General features: G+C 43.6%; 19 protein-coding genes. 5 read left to right on the forward strand and 14 right to left on the reverse strand.

Translation table 11 applies throughout. The annotated features are described in order from the left end of the window. Window positions 1-27: 27 nt before the first annotated feature. Entirely contained in the window at window positions 28-2,337 is a 2,310-nt protein-coding gene (locus AC5EF3_RS04285) for a TonB-dependent receptor (protein ID WP_015828368.1), read from the reverse strand. Between the two features lie 308 nt (window positions 2,338-2,645). After that, window positions 2,646-3,788: an MFS transporter gene (locus AC5EF3_RS04290; protein ID WP_493547158.1), complete on the reverse strand. Its 1,143-nt coding sequence runs from the start codon at window positions 3,786-3,788 to the stop codon at window positions 2,646-2,648. Between the two features lie 388 nt (window positions 3,789-4,176). Between AC5EF3_RS04290 and AC5EF3_RS04295 the strand changes: the two genes are divergently transcribed. After that, entirely contained in the window at window positions 4,177-5,073 is an 897-nt protein-coding gene (locus tag AC5EF3_RS04295) for a DMT family transporter (RefSeq protein WP_493547159.1), read from the forward strand. 26 nt (window positions 5,074-5,099) lie between these two features. Here AC5EF3_RS04295 and AC5EF3_RS04300 read toward each other — a convergent pair whose 3' ends face one another. The 10 genes from AC5EF3_RS04300 to AC5EF3_RS04345 all read right to left on the reverse strand — a co-directional run bounded on the left by AC5EF3_RS04300 (window position 5,100) and on the right by AC5EF3_RS04345 (window position 16,656). Further along, window positions 5,100-5,693 carry a malonic semialdehyde reductase gene (locus AC5EF3_RS04300; RefSeq protein ID WP_493547160.1) on the reverse strand — a complete coding sequence of 198 codons (594 nt, stop codon included), beginning with the start codon at window positions 5,691-5,693 and terminating at the stop codon, window positions 5,100-5,102. 184 nt (window positions 5,694-5,877) lie between these two features. Then, window positions 5,878-6,957 (reverse strand): TauD/TfdA family dioxygenase, encoded by a 1,080-nt coding sequence (locus tag AC5EF3_RS04305; RefSeq protein ID WP_493547161.1) that lies wholly within the window; start codon window positions 6,955-6,957, stop codon window positions 5,878-5,880. 181 nt (window positions 6,958-7,138) lie between these two features. After that, on the reverse strand, window positions 7,139-7,966 hold the full coding sequence (locus AC5EF3_RS04310) for an SDR family NAD(P)-dependent oxidoreductase (protein ID WP_493547162.1): 828 nt from the start codon (window positions 7,964-7,966) through the stop codon (window positions 7,139-7,141). Next, the gene (locus tag AC5EF3_RS04315; RefSeq protein WP_493547163.1) at window positions 7,963-8,901 is read right to left on the reverse strand and encodes a ribokinase; all 939 of its coding nucleotides are present in this window, start codon (window positions 8,899-8,901) and stop codon (window positions 7,963-7,965) included. The genes AC5EF3_RS04310 and AC5EF3_RS04315 overlap by 4 nt, the downstream gene beginning before the upstream one ends. 1 nt (window position 8,902) lies before the next feature. Next, window positions 8,903-10,186: an MFS transporter gene (locus AC5EF3_RS04320; protein WP_493547164.1), complete on the reverse strand. Its 1,284-nt coding sequence runs from the start codon at window positions 10,184-10,186 to the stop codon at window positions 8,903-8,905. Window positions 10,187-10,191: 5 nt separating this feature from the next. Beyond that, window positions 10,192-10,680, reverse strand: coding sequence for a VOC family protein (locus tag AC5EF3_RS04325; protein ID WP_015828376.1), 489 nt, complete (start codon window positions 10,678-10,680; stop codon window positions 10,192-10,194). 48 nt (window positions 10,681-10,728) lie between these two features. Next, window positions 10,729-11,751, reverse strand: coding sequence for a helix-turn-helix domain-containing protein (locus tag AC5EF3_RS04330; protein WP_493547165.1), 1,023 nt, complete (start codon window positions 11,749-11,751; stop codon window positions 10,729-10,731). A 1-nt stretch (window position 11,752) separates the two neighbouring features. Further along, window positions 11,753-12,964: an aromatic ring-hydroxylating oxygenase subunit alpha gene (locus AC5EF3_RS04335; RefSeq protein WP_493547166.1), complete on the reverse strand. Its 1,212-nt coding sequence runs from the start codon at window positions 12,962-12,964 to the stop codon at window positions 11,753-11,755. Window positions 12,965-13,111: 147 nt separating this feature from the next. After that, the gene (locus AC5EF3_RS04340) at window positions 13,112-15,427 is read right to left on the reverse strand and encodes an acetamidase/formamidase family protein (RefSeq protein WP_493547167.1); all 2,316 of its coding nucleotides are present in this window, start codon (window positions 15,425-15,427) and stop codon (window positions 13,112-13,114) included. A gap of 134 nt (window positions 15,428-15,561) precedes the next feature. Then, complete coding sequence (locus AC5EF3_RS04345; protein ID WP_015828380.1) at window positions 15,562-16,656, reverse strand: acetamidase/formamidase family protein; 1,095 nt, start codon at window positions 16,654-16,656, stop codon at window positions 15,562-15,564. 206 nt (window positions 16,657-16,862) lie between these two features. Between AC5EF3_RS04345 and AC5EF3_RS04350 the strand changes: the two genes are divergently transcribed. Next, a complete protein-coding gene (locus tag AC5EF3_RS04350; protein ID WP_493547168.1) occupies window positions 16,863-17,696 on the forward strand; it encodes a DODA-type extradiol aromatic ring-opening family dioxygenase in 834 nt (277 codons plus the stop codon). A gap of 45 nt (window positions 17,697-17,741) precedes the next feature. Further along, window positions 17,742-18,722 (forward strand): bile acid:sodium symporter family protein, encoded by a 981-nt coding sequence (locus tag AC5EF3_RS04355; RefSeq protein ID WP_493547169.1) that lies wholly within the window; start codon window positions 17,742-17,744, stop codon window positions 18,720-18,722. An 89-nt stretch (window positions 18,723-18,811) separates the two neighbouring features. On the opposite strand, the gene AC5EF3_RS04360 is transcribed toward AC5EF3_RS04355, so the two are convergent. Together AC5EF3_RS04360 and AC5EF3_RS04365 are read right to left on the reverse strand one after the other, a co-directional pair. Continuing rightward, the gene (locus AC5EF3_RS04360) at window positions 18,812-19,213 is read right to left on the reverse strand and encodes a VOC family protein (RefSeq protein WP_493547170.1); all 402 of its coding nucleotides are present in this window, start codon (window positions 19,211-19,213) and stop codon (window positions 18,812-18,814) included. A gap of 14 nt (window positions 19,214-19,227) precedes the next feature. Then, on the reverse strand, window positions 19,228-19,854 hold the full coding sequence (locus AC5EF3_RS04365; RefSeq protein WP_493547171.1) for a glutathione S-transferase family protein: 627 nt from the start codon (window positions 19,852-19,854) through the stop codon (window positions 19,228-19,230). 109 nt (window positions 19,855-19,963) lie between these two features. Here AC5EF3_RS04365 and AC5EF3_RS04370 point away from each other — a divergent pair, with 109 nt between their 5' ends. Both AC5EF3_RS04370 and AC5EF3_RS04375 read left to right on the forward strand, forming a co-directional pair. Continuing rightward, window positions 19,964-20,851, forward strand: a complete 888-nt coding sequence (locus AC5EF3_RS04370) for a LysR family transcriptional regulator (protein ID WP_493547172.1) — start codon at window positions 19,964-19,966, stop codon at window positions 20,849-20,851. A 194-nt stretch (window positions 20,852-21,045) separates the two neighbouring features. Next, a partial coding sequence (locus AC5EF3_RS04375) for a cellulase N-terminal Ig-like domain-containing protein (protein WP_493547173.1) occupies window positions 21,046-22,454 on the forward strand: 1,409 nt, incomplete at its 3' end.

Raw genomic sequence — 22,454 nt, forward strand, 5'->3', positions numbered from 1 at the left:
GGTGCGTGACTGATCTAAGCTATAAGCTTAAAATTCGTATCCAAAAGTGACCAATAACATACGTGGCGCAACGTATTCGTTACTGATTGTTCCACTTGAATAAGGGTCAACAAATCGGCCAGCAACACCCTCTTCATCTGTAATGTTCGTCAATGAAACGGATGAGTACCATGGCTGATCATTAGGTTCATATTTGAAGTAGGCATTCCACATACCATATGACGGGACATCATCAGCGCCAGTCGTGTTAAAGACCCTTGCCTGATATTCACCAACATATAAACGCTCTAGCCGTGAGGTGAATGTTCCGTGATCACCAATTGGTTGGAACCAAGACGCATTTAGATTGTATGTTACATCAGCAAGGTTTGGAGGTGTATTTCCATTTACCTGCACTGCTGCTGATTGACGTGCTAAAAACCAATCATACGACCATGGATATGTCAGACCTGCGGCAACTACTGCATCACCAGCTTCATCTGCCAAGCGACGATCCAATGCTAAATAATCTTCAGAGATCTCTCCATCAAGCAAGGCCAAATTACCTCCAAGCTGAAGACGGTCATCCATAAGAAGGACACTACCCTCAATCTCCAAACCCCATGTTTCAGCACTTGGGATATTACCAATACCACCAGAATAAGGAATTGGGTCTTCTTCAATAAACTGCATGTCGTCATATTTGTTATAAAACAGAGACGCATTCAGAGAAGCATTGCCACCCAGCAACGTATTTTTAGATCCAATTTCAATAGCTTCTACTATTTCAGTTTCATATGTCGATTTTACATTTAGTGCAGAATTCGAACCCGGATTCAGTCCGCCCGGTTTGTAGCCACGTGACCAGCTTGTGTAGATCAGATTATCTTCAGTTGCTTTGAAGTCCAATGCAACTTTACCTGTCCACGTATTTGAATCAAATTCATTCTCCGAAAACTCACTATAATAGCTAGCTGAACGCCCCTCATATTTATCAACATTGTAGCGCGCACCGAATGTTGTGCTCAAACGCTCCGTAAGAGGAACATTTACTTGAAAGAACGGAGAGAAAGCCTCACGATCAACAAATGCAATATTCTCATAAGCTAAATTCGCTGGAATCTCACTTGCTAGAGTGTCTCTAGGTAAGACGGGCAAACCTGGGATAAAAGTTGCGTCTGTGTCTCTATATTCAACAACATATTGGTTTGATTCAGATTGAGAGAAAAACACTCCCCCGATCCAATGAACAGGTGAATCAGGCAATGAACTTAGTGACAACTCTTGCATTAGAGTATCAGCTTCAGTTGACCAAGTTGCAACGTGATCATAGCCACCAAAAGTCTCTAAATCTAAACGGTCACCATCAAAAGATTGATCATGTGTCAAAGATTGAAAACTTGTAACAGATTTCAGCGTACCGAAATCAAGATCATAATCGACATTCAAAGTCGTTAAACCTGAGTGCATTTTAAATTTAGCAGGAAAATCCTGTGTTAAAACACGGATATCCGGTTCTGGATCATCAATATTTTTGAGAGCACCACCGTTATGTTTATCATTATAATAAGTGTGTGAAAGCGTTACAGAAAGATCGTCAACAGGTGACCATAGAGCCGCAAGACGATAATGTTCATTATCTGCATCATCCAATTCATAACCGCCGGGAATGCCGGTTGCCTCAGCATAACCATCATGGGACATCTGTTGAACAGATGCACGTACAGCGAAAGTTTCTCCGATGGGTACGTTAAGAGAGGCAAACCCTTGAGTGTGGTTATAATCACCTAAAGTTGCTTTAAAATCTCCACCAAACTCACCCAGCTCAGGTTGATTGGTAATAACATTTATTGACCCCCCGGTTGAACTTTGACCAAACACTGTTCCTTGAGGGCCACGAAGAACCTCAATACGGTTGACATCAAAAAACCCCATATTTAGAGCGATGGAATTGGGTAAGAATGCACCATCAACGTGAAAAGACACACCGGGAACAGTTGAAAAATTCTCAGGCGTTTGTTGACCAACTCCCCGAATAGTCACAATGCGCTCAGACCCACCACTTTTCGAAACCATCAACCCCGGAACATAGCCATTAAGTTGGCTAGCATCTGTGATACCCGCTTGCGCTAAAATTTCATCCGTTATGGCACTCAATGCTATTGGAGCATCTTGCAAAGTTGTTTCATTTTTTTCACCATAAATGGTGATAGCATTCATTGTCTTAACATCATCAGGTTCAGCAGCTACAGCTGCACCTTCTGTTTCTTCAGCGGTAGCTATCAATGTATTTTGAGCAGCCAACAAAACAGCTAAAACCGCAGCCCCATTTCGAATTCTCATTTTAAACGAAGTCATGTCACAATCCCTCTTCACCTAAACTCAATTAAAAAACACCTGACTAAATTAATCTTAGGTCTATCAACGAGATGATTACTTGATCGGACGCGCCATATATTTTGCGTTTTTGTGACATACTGAACATAAAAAAATGTATATTTATTACAAAGACATCTACAAACAAAAATATCAATTCAATGCATATGTATATTTAATCATAACAATATGAAATGATTTATATTTACATTGAATACATATATACTTAACAAAATTTCACACTAAGAATAAATGCCTCAGCATACAAAGGAGACAAATTTAAAATTATGCTATTTACTTATTGAATACATGTTTTTTAATAAAAATTCACTTCCAATTGCTAAAACAAATAACCCAAATGCACAAAGCAGCAAAATAGGCGCGAATGTCCCAAGCTTGTCCGCAGTTACCCCTGCAGCAAAAGGGGCGAATGCAGCTATCGATGAAATCTGATGGCATCCGCCCAAAAGTTGAGCACCCAATTGGTTTCCGAACATCTCAACAAGCAAAACCATCGTCGCAACAACAACGATACCCCAACCAGCCCCAAACAAAATTGAAGCAATAATTAAAACCATAGGCGAACTAGCAATTGAAAAAAGGCAGAGACCTAAAGCATGCACCGCTATACTTGCAGCCATCATATGCCGAGTTGTGAAGCGCTCACAAAGGCTACCTGCAACACCTTTAGTTACAAGTGACACAAACGCCATAAACCCTAAAGATGCAGCAGCAAGACTTGGCCCAATCCCCAAACTCTCCAAATGCCCCACCGCAACAGAATGTATTGTGGTCACAGACGCAAGATTCAATGTGATTACAGAGGCGATAAGCCAAAAAGCCGGAACCTTAAATCCATTCTTCAATGCTGCAATCTCAGAAACACCTTCGTTCGCCCCCCCTCTATTCTCGGAAGGCTTCGTAATATTGAGCTCTCTAATTACCAAAAATGCTAAGGCACAAAGGAAAAAAGCTATTCCTCCCATAATCAACCAGTGCTGACTCCAACCGACTAAGTCCATCGTATAATGAGCAACACTAGGCCCAGCAATATCACCAATACCTCCCAGCATGAGATACAATCCGATCATTTTAGGCGTTGTGTCTGGAAACCAACCCCCAATCAACCAGACGGCCGTCACATTACCTGCTAAAGAAAAACCCATTCCAATTAAAGTAAGCGCAATGAAAAACAGCCAAATCTGAATCGCCGAAGCAGCGAGAAAAAAGCCGACAGAAATTATAAAAAAACCAATGCAAAAGGTCGCTCTTGGACCGATAAATTTCAGTAATATACTCGGCAAAAAGCTGGTCAGCCCCACAGCCAAACCCAACACCGTAAAGCTTAATCCTGCTTCGGAAAAAGACCAACCAAGCTCTTCCGACATTTTATGGAGCGCAACACCAAGCGATGAAAAAGTTGTTGCGTTCAAAAAAAAGAACCCAACAACGAGGATAGTGAATACACCCCATTTTCGTATCATGTCATAAAACCGATCTCTAAAATTTTATTTAAAAACAAACCAATCAATTCATTCGAACGGCTCGGTACGTCCCCGCAAGCCAAATGAGTAACTGACTAAGTCATGCTCACTTTGACGCAATTGCATCTCAAGTCTTGATACTGAACGTTCTAAAATTTGTGTGATCGCTCCAGTGGAATGCTGATCATCAACAGCGACGATCAATTTATAATGCGCATGCGGTAAAGAATATCGACGAAATAAGTCTCACAAGACAATCAAGTACTCTAACCGAGAGACACCCCGTTACCCCGACACTTAGACCTAGGGGTTTTCATAAATTTGAATCGGATTCGATGTGAATAAAGATCCATCAACAATTACTCGAGGCATTGTATTCGCCTTGGCGGGTTTTGCATTTTTTGCAACCAAAGATGCAATTGTCCGCCTAATGGCTGGAGGCGTTTCTCCATTTATGTTGGGATTTCTGGCCTGTATCTTTTCGTTATTGTTGACACCAATCATGAAAGACAAAAGCGACAAGATGATCCATCTCATCCGCCCCAAAAATCCAAAACTTTGGATATTGCGAGGCGTATTACAAACCATAGGTATTGTATCAGGCATTGTCGCCTTTACGCTTCTTCCAATTGTTGAAGCATTCTCACTGATATTCCTAATGCCAATTATGATTTCGATACTTTCTATGATCTTCCTGAAGGAGAAAGTTAACCTTTCGACATGGGTCACAATAGCAATTGGTCTTGCCGGAACGATGATCGTCTTACGACCAGGTCTACGCGAGCTTTCAATAGGACATTTAGCGGCATTCACCCTGACATTTACATCCGCCAGCGTATTTGTGATTTTACGTCACTTGAAGGATAAAGAACGGACAATATCTCACTTTGGCGCAGCAACGTTATTGCCACTTGCTTTCAATAGTATTTTTGTCATACCAACTTTTGAAATGCCAGCCATGTCGCTTTGGCCATATATCGCTTCCTACGCAACCTTTATCGCGTTGGGAAACCTTATGGTTATATTTGCATCCCGGAATGCACCAGCAAACTTAATAGCCCCCACACAATATTCTCAAATCATCTGGGCGGTCGGCTATGGAAGTTTCCTTTTCCATGACCCAATTGACCTCCCCACAATTGCTGGCCTCACATTAATTTTATGTGCCGGATTATGGAAATTTACGCCTTTACAAAATTTAGGAAACAAACAAAGCACCGCCAATACATCTTGACGGTGAAATATGGGGACACACGACGATTACGCTATTGAGCAGGCATCCTCAAAAGACAACCGAGGCAATCGCCCTTTAATAGAAGCAGGGTCTCCAGCACCAATATTTATCAAGAAGTTCGACTTTACGTTGGTTCCGGCAAAAAATTCAGCATCAACTCCGTCGTGATCAAAACCTGACATAGGTCCACAATCATAACCAAGGCTTCGCGCAGCCATTATCAAATATCCACCCTGCAAACTTGAATTCCTAAAGGCTGTTTCATATTGCACTTTTGGATCAGTAAACCACGCAGCAGCGCCAGGAAAGTGTGGGAATAATTCAGGAATTTTTTCTCCAAAATCCAGATCATAACCTACGATAACACATGCCCCTGCTGCCATTGTTTTATCGAGATTTCCTTTGGATAGATGTGGTTTGAGACGTTTAAAACCATCCTCAGTGGAAACAAAAACAAACCGTGCGGGAGACGCATTCGTTGCTGTTGGCCCCATTTTGGTTAGATTATATATCTTTTCAAAATCAGCCTTCGACAGAACTCTATCCTTCCAGCCATTATAGGTGCGCGCCTCTAGAAACAACTTATCTAAACTGGCTTGCTCTAGTGATGAATATTCCACGATTAAAAGTTCCTTTTCATATGCTATCACGGACAAATAATTCACATGATTTTAGATAGTCTTGTGAACAACCGCACTCAGACTTGATAGTGTCAGCCCTAAAAAATTTAAAAGGGGCATGAAGATATGACTTCAGCCCCTTATTGCAAAATACAGTTTCAATAGAAATCAATGGAATTGAGTTTTATAAAATAATTCGCGGTACGGCTGCTTCAGTAATTTTAAAATTTCCCAGATTGTCCTCAACAACACCTTCACGCGGCTTTTGCCGAACTTGAACAACACCATTTTTTCCAAAACCATCAACGACTGGTCGCCCCGCATCACGGCTCAACCATAAGCGCAATAAATGCCTTTTACGCTGAGGCTCCGGGTAATCCTCAAATCTTGTGCGCGAATGCAAAGCGGCATAATTTGATAACCACTGTATATCGCCGGGACGGAAATCCATCTCAATTGCCATACCCGGCTCATATGTAATTTCGTCAAACAGGTTTAACACTTCAATCTGTTCTGGCGTTAAACGCGGCACTTCAGGATACTCTTGCGCTGTGAGCACGTATAAAGATCCTGCATACATACTAAATACGCCCTCTTCCAAGCTAATCACAGGTGAGCTATAGGAATTTGCAGGCGCTTTAGGATCTTGTCGCCTCCAATCCCAATGGAATGGCTCAAGCAGTAAAGGCGCTAGATCTGGCCTGCGTTTCAAGATTTCATTGTAAATTTCAGCGCCTGATACGAGACAAGATTTACCTCCATCTTTAGCTGGCCGTAAGCACATCAATGCAACAATATCAGAGCTATCAGAATGATAAGTAAGTTCATCTTTGACCTTGGATGACAAAGCTGTTGGATCATCCATGGTTTTATCTGAAGTCGCGTAAATGTTATCAATCACGTCTCCCAATTCGTTCTGACGAATTGGATCTCCCATGTGCAAACCAAGAATATAGTAAATCGCAGCCGACAACGCATCAGAATACAAATGCGTGCGCAGCCCGCGAACAAGAACAAAACCACGCCCATAATCCACGTCATGGCCCCATGCATTTATAGCATCGGCACACTGCTTGAGTGGATACTCCTCTGCTGTCACAAACCTTAGGTCTGGATCATCATTCACAAATTTCGAACCAAGTGTCTCTAATTCATCTATCTGCGCATCAGACAGTTGAAAAATCCATTCATTCCCCTTGCCCAGAGTATCCCCTCTCCAAGCGGCTGATCCTTGTACCGGGGTAAGTTCTGATACTGTCGACATAATGTAATTTACTCCAATATTATAAGATCAAATGACTCTGTCCAAATTTATTGTTTCAGAGACAATGTTTTCAAAAAAAGATACCGAGTATGCAAGAAAATTCTTGTCTAAAATCGCATAAAAACTTTCTCATACAAAAATTCTATTTCATATCCTTTTAGGCTGATTGCATCGGTCGCAACTAAACTGCAGTCGACATCGCCAACTCTCGACCTTTTTCAATTTCTTGATGTAATTCCTTCAAATGCTGCGTGGCATAGTTCAAAGCGTCTTCACCTAAAACCTGTAAAAATGGTGGGTCTGTCTTTTCGGCAGTTGCAATAATGGCTTTCGCTACTTTGAAAATATCGCTCGGCTCTTCGCCTTGATGTGCTTTCAAAGTTTGACGTGCCAAATGAGCGGTTTCCGCATAATCTGCGATCTTACCAGATGCTTCTTTTAAGGATCCGCCTGCAAAGTGCGTTCTCATGCCCCCCGGCGCAATATTTGTCACATCAATCCCCAGAGGTTTAACTTCATCGCGCAATGTACGACCAATGCATTCTAACGCAAACTTAGAAGCTCCATATACAGACGTCCCTGCCCACGGTGCCAAACCACTCACGGAGGTAATGTTAATAATATGCCCATGACCTGCTTTGCGCATGAAAGGTAGAACTGCTTGGATCACAGCAATTGCACCAAATACATTGACGTTAAACAGGTCTTGAATTTGCTCAATCTCAGTTTCTTCAAGCGCTCCCGTAAGACCATACCCTGAATTATTCACGAGAATATCTATCGCCCCAACTTCGCTGAGAGTTTGATGAAGTTGCAAAGCGACTTTGTCAAAATCAGAAACACTCAATTGAATAGCATGACTCCGTCCAGGACTAAGTGTCTCAAACGCCTCACAATCATCCGCACCGCGAATGATACCAAAAACTGAATCCCCTAATGCCAAAACTTCTTTGGACAAAGCCAATCCGAGCCCTTTATTGGCTCCGGTAATCATCCATTTCTTACTCACGTTTCAGTTCCCTCAGTTATTTGATTTTTTTGAATTTCGGCCTCAATGTCAGCCAAGAATGGACTAGACGCACTCGCGCCTTTGCTCTCTACTGATAATGAAGAAGCGATACTTGCACGCTGTAGAGCTTCTTTAAGTGAAAGCCCTTGAACGATACCTGCCGCCAGCACACCTGAAAAACAATCACCAGCGCCTGTAGAGTCGACGACTTGTGTAAACCTAGCCGCTACAACGATGACATCTTTGCCATGAACACAAAGAGCACCAGCAGCGCCGCACGTAACGATGACAGCCTGATCATTTCGACTGATCAAACTACGGAGTAGAAGTATAATATCTTCCACGTCTTCAGGAATTTCATCGACGCCACAATACCCTGCCAACTCAACTTCGTTCACAATAATAATATCTGACAATTCAAATAATTTTAGTCGCGCTTCAGCCACAAACGGAGCGGCATTCAAAATAGTCATCGCATGTTTTTTTTGACAACTCTTAAAAAATTGAACAGTCGGCTCGATTGCAGTTTCAAGCTGTGCCAACGCGACCGCCGTGGCGTCATCTAATTTGTTTTCATCAAATTCAAGTTCCGCATTCGCACCCGGCAAAACAACAACTTCATTTTCACCAGCATGATCAACGTTGATATAAGCGCGACCAGAAAATGTTTTCGACTTGGTTTTCACCTGCGCAACATCCACCCCGACTTTTGTCAAATTGTCGACTAGAAATGATGCTTCAGAATCGTCTCCGATACATGCATAAAAAACCGTTTCAACCCCTACCTTTTGAGCAGCCACAGCTTGGTTGGCACCCTTTCCACCCAAAAAATATTCCAACGAACTAGCTATTACGGTTTCACCAGGTCTAGGTAGATTTTCAACTGTTGCAACAACATCTAGATTGACGCTGCCAATCACTGATAATTTTCCCATTTTACACTTCAAACTTCGCTTCAAATTGTTCGCGTGCACCAAAACTTGGTAACATCAATATAAATCCGCCCCCTAGAAGCAGGCAGACAGACATGATCGAAACAGGCGCATTATAGTTTCCAAAAACATCGAACATGAGGTCCATCAAAAACGGAGTGACACCTTGGGTAAAAATCACCACCGAATACACGACTCCAACGATGCTTCCATATGCTTTCAATCCAAAATAACGAGATATAAAGAATGGAAGACACCCAAATTCTGCCCCCAGCCCGATGCCCATCAAAACACCGCCTAAATACACCGCAGGAATACTCGTCCCATATTCAATGAGTAGCAGCCCGACGATAGCAATGATGAACATTGGAGACACAATTTTAGGCGTGTAAAATTTGTCTAAAAGCAAACCTGTTACTACCTGCCAGCCTGCGCCAACCATGGCAAAAACAGAGATAACTCCAGTTGCAACAGACAACTCAAACCCGCGATCCATCACCATGGACACCACGTGGGTAAAAATAGCAGTCACACACCCTGCGCCTAATGCAATAGCCACAAGGACTAGCCAGAATACCCGCATTCTCGCAGCTTCCTTTAGCGTATAGCCTGGCAGCGGTGCAGCTTCCTCAATTTTTTCCTCGGGAGTGATGTTTTCCACTGCTTGTTTCTTTGCTTCACGTAGGAAAAGAAACAAAACCGGAAACCCTAAGCAGATAATAATTGTTCCTATACCGACGAAAGCACCGCGCCAGCCAATATTGACCATCAAAATACCAGCAATAATGGGCATAATGGTAGACCCCAGCCCATTACCAAGACCAGCAGTCAAACCGAGCGCAAAACCCCTCTTGTCGTCAAACCATTCTGAAACCACTTTTGACAAAGCGGCAGTACTAGGAATTGCACCAGCCAACCCAACAAATGCAAACAGGAGATAGAACTGCCAAACACTTCCATTGGCCAATGCAACCATCGCCACAGCTGGCGCAAACAATAAATTACCAACCAAGATAACTCTACGCGAGCCATAAATATCTGATAGCCGCCCCACACAAGGATATACAAACACAGCAATTAGCGAAACAAGCGCCAAGACACCTGATACGGTTGCACGCGGCCACCCAAATTCGGTAGAGATAGGCACCAAAAACAAACTAAAAACAGCACTAACTGTCGGCGTAAAACTCACAATATTTCCGATTGTAGATGCAAACAGAACTTGTGATCTCGCGCGCTTCATAGTCAGTGAGGATATCCCGTTTGAAGCTTGCTTATGGATACTCATACATCCTACTCCTGAGTATAACTTGGCGGGATAACAGGATTATCGCCACCTTTTACCCAAAGGATGATTTCATTGCCCCAAGGGTCACGAAACGCATGATTAAAGCCGTTAAACTCTTTCCAATAGTGATCTTTCCAAAGTATGGTCGCACCTCGTTTTTCGGCTTCACCCAGAATGCGCTCATGTGAATCATCATCACTTACCATCACATAGATGCGTGATTTACGTCCTTCTGAAACCTCTCTTGGTTCCACGCCATCTGGAGAAGGATGAGGCCGCGCATTTAGAGAGCTAGTTATTCCCAAATGCAGGTTTCCAACTTCACTTTGTTCACCATTGGCTAGCTTAAAGTTTTGTCCTGGAACCATTCGATGAAATACACCATGAGGTCGTGGATCATTTTCCCACCCCATCACTGCTGCATAAAACTCACCAGCAGCGGCTGGGTCTTCTGCCATTAGATCAACGAAAATTAAGGTATTTGGGTATGTCATTTTGGACTCTCTGAATTCTATACTTATCCGTAAACACTAGCCCAATCACTAAACACCATCTTGATAATTTAGGCCCAATTCTTTGATACTAGACGCCGACTTCACACCCAATTTTTGTCGATGTTGACGGGGAGAAACACCGAATCTCTCACGAAAAGTCCGACTAAAATGAGCAGAACTGGAAAAGCCCCAACGAAAAGCAACTTGTGTAATTGATTGCTGGGAATAGAGAGGGCTAATCAAATCAGCAAAACAACGCTCTAACCGTCGCTCCCGCACATACATGCTAAAGCTATAATTTTCTTGAGAAAATATCTTTTGCAAATATCGAGGCGAGACCCCAGTCTCTCGCGCGACTCTATCAAGTGTAAGCTCTGGTTCCCCAAGCAAAGATTCAAGCATTTGACAGATTCTATCAAAATGAGCTGCCCTCGCGCCCATCGCCCCGCCTTTGCTTCTCCCCCCACCAGACGTCGCAAGAGCCGTCACGATAATATCCACTAAAGAAGTTTCAATGGCCGCAAGCTCATCTTTCGTGAATTTTTCCAACTCATTATAAATCTCTTGCAGCAGAGAAATTAATATTCGTTCGAGACTATTTTCACCCTTAAATAAGCCTGTATTATTTCGTAAAGGTGCTAGCATTCTACGACCAATCACCAGCGTTGGAATCCGTATAAATATCATCCGGCAAGAAGTTTTGAGTTCGAGTTTGGAATCATGTCGCGTCACACCAAACAATACTCGTCCCGGCCTAATCGCAGCACAAAGGTCTTTTGATTTAAACTCAGCTTCGCCCTCAGAAATAAGCAACAACCAAAGCCCTGGCCCTTGGTCGGCTTCCTTACCTTCGATAATGAGTGGACTTGCCTCTATTCTCGCCAATTGCACACCCATAGGCGTTGCAACAACGCTTATTCGTCCATCTACTGGTACTGAAGGAGAATCTGGAGCAAACGGCAATTTTAATCGCCTCATTGCATCCGACCAAACAGCGTTTCGTTGTTTGCAGTTTACAGCTCGAGTGGAAAATCGCCAGATTTCTCTGGCTCCAGCTTCATTCGCGTCCACCTTAGTCAACCATCTCTGAATTGACCTCACTTTCAAAAATTCTTGGTGCTTTTTCAAAGAAATGACTTTTATAACGATCTACTAACCATTCATTGAATTGTTGTTGAGCACTTTCCTGCCATGAATATCTTCCGCGCTTGGCAAAACGTGATCGAAGCCCGATTTGCACCAATTCATCAACATGCCAATCTTGAGCGATGATGTGGTGCGTAGAGTTCATAATCATCTCCATTTTAGGCTCAAAGGCAGCATCCTCCATTGCACCCGGTGCCACAAGAACACCTGTATCCATCTCAAGGCTACCTGCACCTGTAGGACGCAAGATCATATATATGACCATGTCAGCGGTTAGAACGAGAGAAAGTGTTGGCGGGATGTTTGCAAATGTCATCCGATTGCGTTGTTCTTCATTAAGACCAGCAAACACAGGCAACACAGCCTTCTGAGTGGGATTAAAACTCGCATCAGCATGGGTTGTACCATTGAAACGCAAATAACCCGCAGCGCCCTTAGGTGCTTTTGGAAAACTGGCTTGTTCTGAAGGCACAAAATCGTGTAACGGGCCCTGATGGAGCCGACTAGCATGATATCCGTCATTATTATTTTCGAACATCACCTTCCAATTCCATTGCAAATGCGGTGCCTCTCCCGGTCTCGGCCCCTCAGCATTCTCGAGGTCATATCCAGCTATAGCATTAGTAACTTGCTCAAGTCGCGGCGCTAAAGGTTCAGCATTAATGTCAAAGTGAACGAAAATAAAACCAAGCCATACTTCAACCTTAAACTTTGGAAGGCCATGCTCTTTCTTATCGAAATTACACGTCTTATTCATAGCCGGAGCTCCAACCAAATCCCCCTTCAATGAATAGGTCCAATGGTGGTATGGACAAACAAACCCACGTGTATTTCCATGCCCTTCAGCGACCAACATAGCACGATGCTGACAAACTGAACTCATAGCGTAGAGGTTGCCATCCCTAGCTCTCGCAACAACAATTGGCTCATCCGCAATCTGAGTTGTAAAATAATCTCCCGCTTCACCAACCCAAGACTCGCGCCCAACACAAAGCCACTCCTTCGAAAATAGAGATTCTTTTTCGAACTCATAGAAATCAGGATCAGTATAACACTCCGGCGGAAGGGTCTCTCCATCTAAAACATCGAGAATGGAGCTGTCTAAACTTTTAAAAAACTCAGCATCATACTTAGGCATTTGTCTGCATCCACAATAAAAATCAATGGATACAAACTACCAACCCTTAGAACTATTACTTGACCGTACGCGCACAAGAAGTTTTACATCGGCACTTTTATTGCTACCTTAGGTTTAAAATTCAACAATATCACCAATTCGGAGATACTAATCCCCGCCATTGAATAACTCTTTGCGAATGACCGCGTGCACACCCCAATTTCCATTTGCAACTTGGCTTATACCGAAATCGATCCCAACGGATAAAAGAGAAATCGCTTCGTCTTCACTGAGAGTTTTTGCAGACATTAAAAACCTGCGCGCCTTTCTAAAACAATCCCTCATAGCCAGATCAATAGAAGATTTTTTATAGATGTCGGACTGAGCATTCACACCCAATTCTTTTAAATAATCAGGGTGACTAAACCCGAATATCACCCATTCTGTGGTTGTTTCTAATAATGGGTAATCTAGGTCCTTGATATAGCCCCGCATATTGTTTGATGTATGCAAAATAGGCTGTATCAAGGCAGTCATTGAACACTCAATTGCAGTTCCACAAAGCTCCGAGTCTCCTTGCGAAGCATGAGGATCACCAATAGACAACATCGCCCCATCGACACCTACTGGCAAAAACAGGCTCGTTCCCGGACCAATACGCCAATTGTCCAAATTCCCTCCAAAATTTGAAGGAGGCACGGAATCGACCAGCTTGTTCACCGGGGGCGCTAAACCAATTACACCAAAATGCGGTCTGATTGGAATTTCAACATTGCGAAGTATGTCATAGTTTTTTTCAATTTTGCTATGATCAACAGGAACGCCTGGATAGTCATATCGCTCATGTAAAACACCGAATGGATCAGTCTGAGGCGTCCACCGATAATTATAGACAGCATGCGCACAGGCACGGCCGTGTTCTTTTTCAACCTCATATATAGTCACAACCTCACGATGAGTTGGTTCGGTCAAAATGTCGCTAAAGTGAAAACCCCAAAATGCCGCTAGATTACTCCCGAAACTGCGACCTGCATAACGATGATTCGCACTAGGTCGTGGATTAATATCAAGGATTCGTACCTCAACTATATCACCAGGTTTAGCTCCAGCAATTTCTACTGGTCCCGTGCAAATATGAACTCCATACCCTTCTCCAGCCCCTCGCCCCTCTGAAGTCGCATCCATCGGACCTGCCCCACGCCTATCGACTGCCTTGTGGTCGGCAGTCCATTCAAAAACGGCTTCCGCACCAGGATCCCCCTTAATCATGCGCTCGTAATCATCATAAGCGTGATGTGTTAGAGCCTCTATTGTTACATAGTCGCCCGATTGGACGGTCACAGCAGGTTTCAAAGCGCTCGAAAAGTACCCCCAATGGATAGTCTCGGGGGTTGCAGGTAGATGATGATGACGTACTGAGTTTTGAACCTCAACACTCTCTTCATCATGATCATTATTTTCTTCCAAATCTGAAGAAGAAAATTCCTTATCTATTTTTTGATCCTTTAGACCTTCAGGGCGACCACGCTGGAGGACAGGGTTGACTTCAATTTCCTCTGGTGGTGCCCGCCTATAATCTCGTGGACTAATGCCATACTTTTCTCTAAAAGCACGACTAAAGGATGCAGAGTCATTGAACCCCCACTGAAACAAAATTTCAGAAATAGTGCGCTGCGCATGCAATGGACTTCTTAAATCCAGTCGACACCTTTCCAGTCTCCGATCTTTCACAAAATGACTGAAACTATCCCCTGTTGTTTCAAATAATTTCTGAAGGTACCGAGTAGAAACGCCTTGCTCTTTCGCGATCTGATAAACGTTCAAATCAGGATCACTTAGTCGAATTTCTATTGATTGAAATATGCGCTCCAACAGAGCAGCTTTTGCACCGGCAGCACCTCCCAACTCTTTCGCTGGCGCATTGTTTATAAGAGTCGCAGCAATAAATTCTGGTAGAGCTGTTTCTATGGGGCGCAGCTGATCATCGGTCACATCTGCAATCACATCTGCAACAGATCTCAATAATCCCGAGAACATCCGTCCCATTGTCGTCTCAGAGACAAGGTTCGATATATCTTTTTGAAGTGGAACACGTGACTTCAAAACCGGTAATGTGTCTGGAACACATATAATTAGAAAGCGGCTTTCCTTTAAGAGAGTCAGTTTGATAGGAGTGTTTGATCCACCATATATAATGTCACCTTCTTTTATATCCTTAGAACTCTTGGAAGAGGTTACAGTTACCCCTCCTTCAAGTGCTAAAATCATCCAAAAACAAGGCTGCCCCTCATCCAAATTCATCGCAATTGTTTGAGAGGTGCAGGCAATTCTTATGAATTGGATATTCTGCCCCGTCTTGAAACTCGCCAACTCCCCATAGGGTTCTTCATCACTCATCAACAGAGATAATGAGAACCTCTGAAGAACAAAATTCCAAGCATCTTTGCGCTGCTGCTTCGGGTAGGCATTGGTGGTAAATTGCAATTTCAGTTCCTGCCTATACTAAACTCTCCCCCCCTATAAATCCAAGCCTAATCTCGCATCCAACCACCAAACTAAGTCAACAAAATTACCTTTTGAAGATGCCCCTATTTGTGCGCATGGTTAGTTTTTAGGCATTAACTATCCGGATCTTTGACTGAGCCTTTGTTTGGAAAAATACCCCGGTCTATTTTTGCATGAATTCCCTGCGTGCCATCAACAACCTGAGTGATACCAAAGTCAGCTGCTACACTCATCAAAGAATAGGCGTCATTTGCACTAAGGTCCTGATGGTCAGTCAAAAGCTCAAGCATGTCCTTCGCAGTATTTTTCATAGCTTTGTTCAGGTCTTCATCAAATCCGTGTACAATCCAATGCTCATCTGTTTCCAATAGCGGTGTTGGAAATTTAAAGTCTTTGCGCACGATAATTTGGAAAAACACATCTAGAGACGCTTCTATCGCTGTCCCACTAATCTCACCATCACCTTGACTGACATGCGGGTCTCCAATTGAGAATAAACCTCCCTTAACTTGCACCGGGTAATACATTGTTGAGCCAGCACCGATGCGCCAATTGTCAATATTTCCACCATGTGCCCCCGGTGGAATAGTACTGACGCGTTCATCAACTGCTGGCGCAACACCAGCCGTACCTAAATGCGGTCGTGCCGGAATACGTACACCTTGTAATGCAGTCTCTTTATCGCAATCTGGGCAATGCGTGATTGTACCTGGAATTAAGTACTTTCCTTCAAAATCATACGCATACAATGCTGCAGCAGTGTTCGCATTGGGGTCGAGTTCATATATTGTAACCCTCTCTTTCTCGCCAAACTCCTGATACAAGTGCCCCCAGTTTGCAGCTAAATTGGAACCATAATTACAACGCGGAACCATCTTAAAGTAGCGCACCTCAAGCATATCTCCCGGTTCCGCCCCTTCTACATGAATAGGGCCAGTCATAATGTGTACACCAGGAGCACGATCTTCAGGTTTCACCCCCATCCAAATCGCTTTTACACCTTCATCCATCATCAATTCAGGCGCATCACCAGCGTGGTGCGTAATGGCTTCAGCCTGAATTAGATCACCACTTTTCACATATAGAGCAGGTTTTATATTAGGATGAAAATACCCCCAATGCACTGTTTCCGGCGTTGCTTTCAAAGTGTGTAAGGCACCAGGCTTTGTGTCTTTTCTTTGTTCACCATGATCACAGATGAGGGCCATTTTATTTTCCTTCTCAGAACTCAATTTTGTTGAGAATAGAAAACGTCGAAAGCAGCAGAAGCGTCTTGTTAAAAAACGCACAAATACTTGAATATCTTTTTAAAACCCTTCCTAGTAAAATTTACGGGCGCTTCAGATCAAGACCATCCCTCTGTGTATAATGATAATGGGTACACCTGAAGCTATACCAAAACCGGAGTTTTCTAGTGGAAAATACAAATTCAACTGCTTCCCCTCGTATGCCTTCTCTTTTTATTCCACATGGCGGTGGACCATGCTTTTTTATGGATTGGACTTTGATGGGCGGGAAAGCGGACACATGGAATAAAACTAAAAGCTGGCTAGAATCTATTCCATCGTCCCTCCCAAGAAAGCCTAAAGCAATTTTAATCATCACAGCTCATTGGGAAGAAAAAGTATTTACGGTATCGGCCGCCCCAAAACCCCAAATGATATTTGATTACTCTGGGTTCCCGCCCCACACTTATGAATTAAGCTTTCCTGCACCGGGACACCCAGAATTAGCGCACAAAGTGACAGACCTTTTATCCAAAGCAGGAATAGCAAGTAAAATAGATGAAGAACGAGGATTCGATCATGGGGTATTCATCCCCTTACTTGTTGCGTTTCCCGATGCGGACATTCCGGTAGTTTCAATGTCTGTTTGCTCAAACCTTGATCCCCAACAACATATCGAAGCAGGCAAGGCATTAGAATCATTGCGAGATGAAGATGTGCTAATCATCGCGAGTGGTATGAGTTATCATAACATGCGCGCTTTCTTCACCCCAGCAGCGACATCACCATCAATAAAATTTGATAAGTGGCTGACAGATTCTTTGACCCATACTAAGAGATCGGATCGAGAAAATGCATTGTCCAACTGGCAATCTGGAGATGCAGCTCTGAATGCTCACCCTAGAGAGGAACACTTCATTCCGCTTATGGTTGCCTTGGGCGCAGGCGGCGAGGATATCGGTCAAAAGGTTTTTTCAGACTCTGTTATGGAAGCCACCATATCCGGATTCCGATTTGGCTAAACAAACAATTTCAAGCCCACAATGCAAAACTAAATTGAGACGATTATGAAGAAGTTTTTACCGGACAAATTTGTCCTCACCATGCTCTGCATTGTATTGTTGGCTTTTCTATTTCCATATCCTGCTAGCCCAGATTTTTTCATTGATTTGACGCTGGTAACTCAAATTGGGATTGCGCTCGTATTCTTTCTTCATGGAGCAAATCTTGAACCATCTAAACTTGTAGCAAGCCTAAAAAACTGGAAAGCACACGGCTTAACTCAAGCCACGACCTTCATTCTCTTTCCAGTATTAGGTCTTGCAATATATTACAGCACTGGAGATGTTTTAGCCAAGGAATTGAGGTTAGGAATTTTCTTTCTCACAGCCTTACCTTCCACTATATCCTCATCCATCGCTATGACAGCGCTAGCGCGAGGCAGCGTGCCTGTCGCCGTATTTAATGCAACTCTATCCAGCTTATTTGGGATGATTGTAACCCCAACCCTCATCGCTTTAGTTAGTACTTCAGCATTGGGGAACATGTCACTCCTATCATCAGTTCAAGACATTGCTCAAACACTATTGGCCCCATTTATCCTAGGACAACTCGCTCGTCCCATCATAAAGAAAGTCATTTCCAAACATAAATGGATACTCAACCGATTAGACCGTGGCGTCATTCTCCTCATCATCTATGTCTCGTTTGCAAAGTCCACGATTGAAAATGTGTGGTCGCAATTTTCAGCGATGCAATTTGGTTTAACTGCAATAATTGTTCTGACTATTCTGGCGCTAACAATCACAACAACCACATTTTTAGCACGAAAATTAAATTTGTCCCTTGAAGATGAAATTGCCGCAGTGTTTTGTGGTTCAACAAAAAGCCTAGCGAATGGAGCACCGATTGCTCAAATCTTATTTGCAGGCTCACCGCAATTAGCGCTCATAATGTTGCCCTTAATGCTATACCATCAACTACAGCTTATTGCCTGCGCAACCCTAGCCCGGAAATATGCCGATAAAGCAATAGAAGCAGAGAGTTAATGTGAAAACACACTTCGCCTGAAACAATGCAACATGTGTATTCGACATTGCCCATACGAAACGAACGCAACGCCCTCAGCATCAATTTTTTAGATTAACTCATTAAACTCCAGCACATTTCTATCTGGGTCACGAATAAACAAAGCGCGTCTACGATCCGCAAATTCTACAGGCCCCTCAGTTATGGAAATCTCTTCTTTCGCCAGCATATCCATCAAACCATCCAGCGTATCGACGATAAAAGCGATGTGCGTCATCCCGGGCAATTTCTCTGCCTGATCTTGCAAGACATTATGAGGCTTGTTTGAATTGGGATTAGCATTGAAAATAAGGTTTATACGCACGCCCGCAGCATTGACCATCTCGTTGGCCTGCCCTGCTGGTATATCAATCTCTTCATGCCATCCAAGTTTCTCATAAAACGAAATCGCGCGTTTACGGTCGCTCACGCGAATACCAACATGCTCATAGCCCGTTACTGCAAAAGACATCTAATACTCCTTTCTTAGTTCTGATTTACCTCAAGACCACAAGCAGATTTGGGCATAGGCACAAAACCTGGGAGCTTCTCGACTCGCTCAAGCCAAGCGCGAACATTTGAATAGGGTTTAAGATCAATATTCCCTTCCGGAGCCCGATCCGTGTAACTGTAAAGAGCAATATCTGCGATTGTCGGCCTTTGCGTCCCAACAATCCAATCACGATTTGCAAGATGCCCATCCATAACAATCAGCGTATCAATTGCGCGTTTGGTAACTTCCTCATGATTGAAGCTTGCCCCAAATAATATGTTAAGCCTCGCGGCACATGAACCAAAAGCAATTTTGCCAGCAGCAACAGAAAGCCAACGCTGTATTTCTGCTTCTATGAGATGATCCGATGGCATCCAATAAGGTTCACCATATACACGCGCCAAATAGACTAAAATGGCATTTGAATCCGAGATTATATGTCCATTATCTTCTAGCACGGGCACTTCACCGAATGCATTTCTACCCAGATGAGCAGCCTGCTTATGCTCTCCTGCAGCTAAGTCGATAAGAACGGAATGATGTTCAAGTTTTAAAAGAGACAAAAACAATAGTGCTCTGTGAGAATGTCCAGAAAGTGGAAGGTGATAGAGCGTGCGCATGGAAAAAACCCTTTCTCGTTTGAGGTTCATTCCCTAATAGTATTATGTGTGATTTATGATATAAACGCCTGATTTTGCAGATTAGAATTGCGGATATTGCAATAATAAAATGGATAAACTGGAAGCCCACCGTATATTTTTTGCAGTTGTTGAACACGGTAGCTTTACCGCTGCAGCGCATACTTTGGGCATTGATGCTTCACGCGCCAGCAGAGCAATCGCATCACTTGAGGCTGATTTAGGCGCTGTGCTGTTGCGCCGATCTACTCGGGCTGTTGCATTAACAGACGAAGGCGCAACATATCTTGAAGCGGCAAGAGCAGCCGTAACAGATCTTGATCAAGCAGCTTCCATTCTTTCAAGTCACACAAATAAGCCCAAAGGATTGCTTACAATTTCCGCACCTTTAAGTTTTGGCCGCCTTCACGTTCTGCCCGTCATTGCCAATCTGTTGCAGGCACATCCAGAATTTGATGTACGTCTGCGTTTGATGGACCGCGTGGTCAGTCTCGCCGAAGAGGGAGTCGATCTCGCCATAAGAATTGGAAAATTGTCAGATAGCTCCTTACAAGCCACTCACCTAGCAGAAACTCGACAGATATTAACCGCGAGTCCAGCTTATATCGATCGTGCGACGATGCCAAAAAAAATTGCAGACCTGACTAATCATCAATTGATCTCTACGGAAAACCCAACTGGCGCAATGACGCGCTGGCATTTCAAAGATGAAAAATCACTCAAAGTTAAAGTGCGATTACAGGTAAATAGTGCAGATGCTGCTGTGTGCGCTGCATCAAACGGACTTGGAATCGCACGGACATATTCTTATCAAGCTGCGCGGGAGTTAGCTGATGGAAATTTGATACGCTTGCTCCAAGAATATGAACCGCCGGCGGCTCCAATCAATGCCCTTTATCAGGCCGGACGCAAAAACACGCCTAATATCAAAAGTGTAATAGAAGCACTAACAGTCAGTCTAAAACAACACACGTTTTAGTGTGTGATATTTGCGAACGACCTGTAGCCCTCCCTCTCCCCGCGCAAACGTCAATTCACAATTAATTGATCGGTGATTGACGTTTTGGTGTTAACGCAATCATTTTTATGATCTAAAAGGTCACCATCAGTTGGATATCGAAAATAAAAGCCAAAAGCGGATCCAAATAAACTGACCTTTGGGAGGAAATCAAAATGAAAAACAAACTTACACATATGGCAGTGGCTGCTCTATTATCCACGACAGCACTCTCACAAATCACACCTGCATTGGCGCAAGAAGCTTCTGAGACAGCTTCTAAAAAAGAATATTTTTCTGAAGATGGATTAGACGTGCTTGTCTTTTCCAATTGGTATGACAGCCTTTTCAGTGACGCTAAAATTTCTGGTGTCGAGCTTATTCAGCACGATAATCGCGTCGCAACAAATGGAGATATACGCCTCAGTGCCACGCCCGGACAATGGGAACCTATTGGCACTTTTAAAACACGCCGTGTTGATGTTGCAAATGGCGTCATCGAGGCTGATCTTGAATATGCTGATTATGATTTCCAATACACAATTCGCGTTGAAAAAGATGACGATACCTATTTAATCAGCGTTCATTCTGAAACGCCTGTTCCAAACGGATTGGCCGGAAAAGCAGGTTTCAATTTAGAATTCATTCCATCCGTTTTCGGAGGAAAGTCCTTGCTTGTTGATGGACATCCTGGAATTTTACCAACCTATGCCCAAGGGGATATGGAGTTGCGCGCCGATGGTGAGCGAACAGACGGCGCACTTGCCGAGCCACTTCCGATTGCATCAGGCAAATCCATCATTCTGGCACCCGCCGATGAACAACATCGCGTTAGCCTTAAATCCATGGATTCAACAGACATCAGCCTATATGATGGTCGCAACCAAGCTCAAAATGGCTGGTTTGTAGTGCGTTCAGTTCTTCCAGAAGGCAAAACCGGAAAACTGATGGAATGGCGCTTAGATGCCGCCGCTCAGGAAAACTGGGAAAGACCGCCAGTTATCAGCTATAACCAACTTGGCTACCACCCTGCCCGCAATAAAACTGCCATCATCGAAATGGATGCCAAAGCGGTCGCAGACAAAGAAATGCACTTATTGCGATTTGATGAAATGGGTAAAGCGGTACGCGTTAAATCCATGACACCAAAACCATGGGGTAATTACCTACGGTTTAAATACGCCAGTTTTGACTTTTCCGATATCACAGAGACCGGCGTCTATGCGTTGGAATTTGATGGGAATAGAGAAGCAAGTTTTAGCATATCAGACACAGTTTATGATCACGCTTGGCACCCTACTTCGGATGTTTTCTTTCCCGTTCAAATGGATCACATGTATGTAAATGAAGCCTATCGCGCTTGGCACGGGAAAGCGCATATGGATGATGCGCTACAAGCCCCCGTTGATCATGAGCATCATGATTTATATCGCCAAGGCCCAACCACAGACACAGACTTTGAACCTCTACAACACATTCCGGGCCTAAATGTCGGAGGTTGGTTTGACGCTGGAGATTTCGACATTCGGACCCAAAGCCAATATTCGACCATAAGAATGATGGCGCGCGCTTGGGATAATTTCTC

This window comes from Hirschia sp. (genome assembly GCF_058892565.1).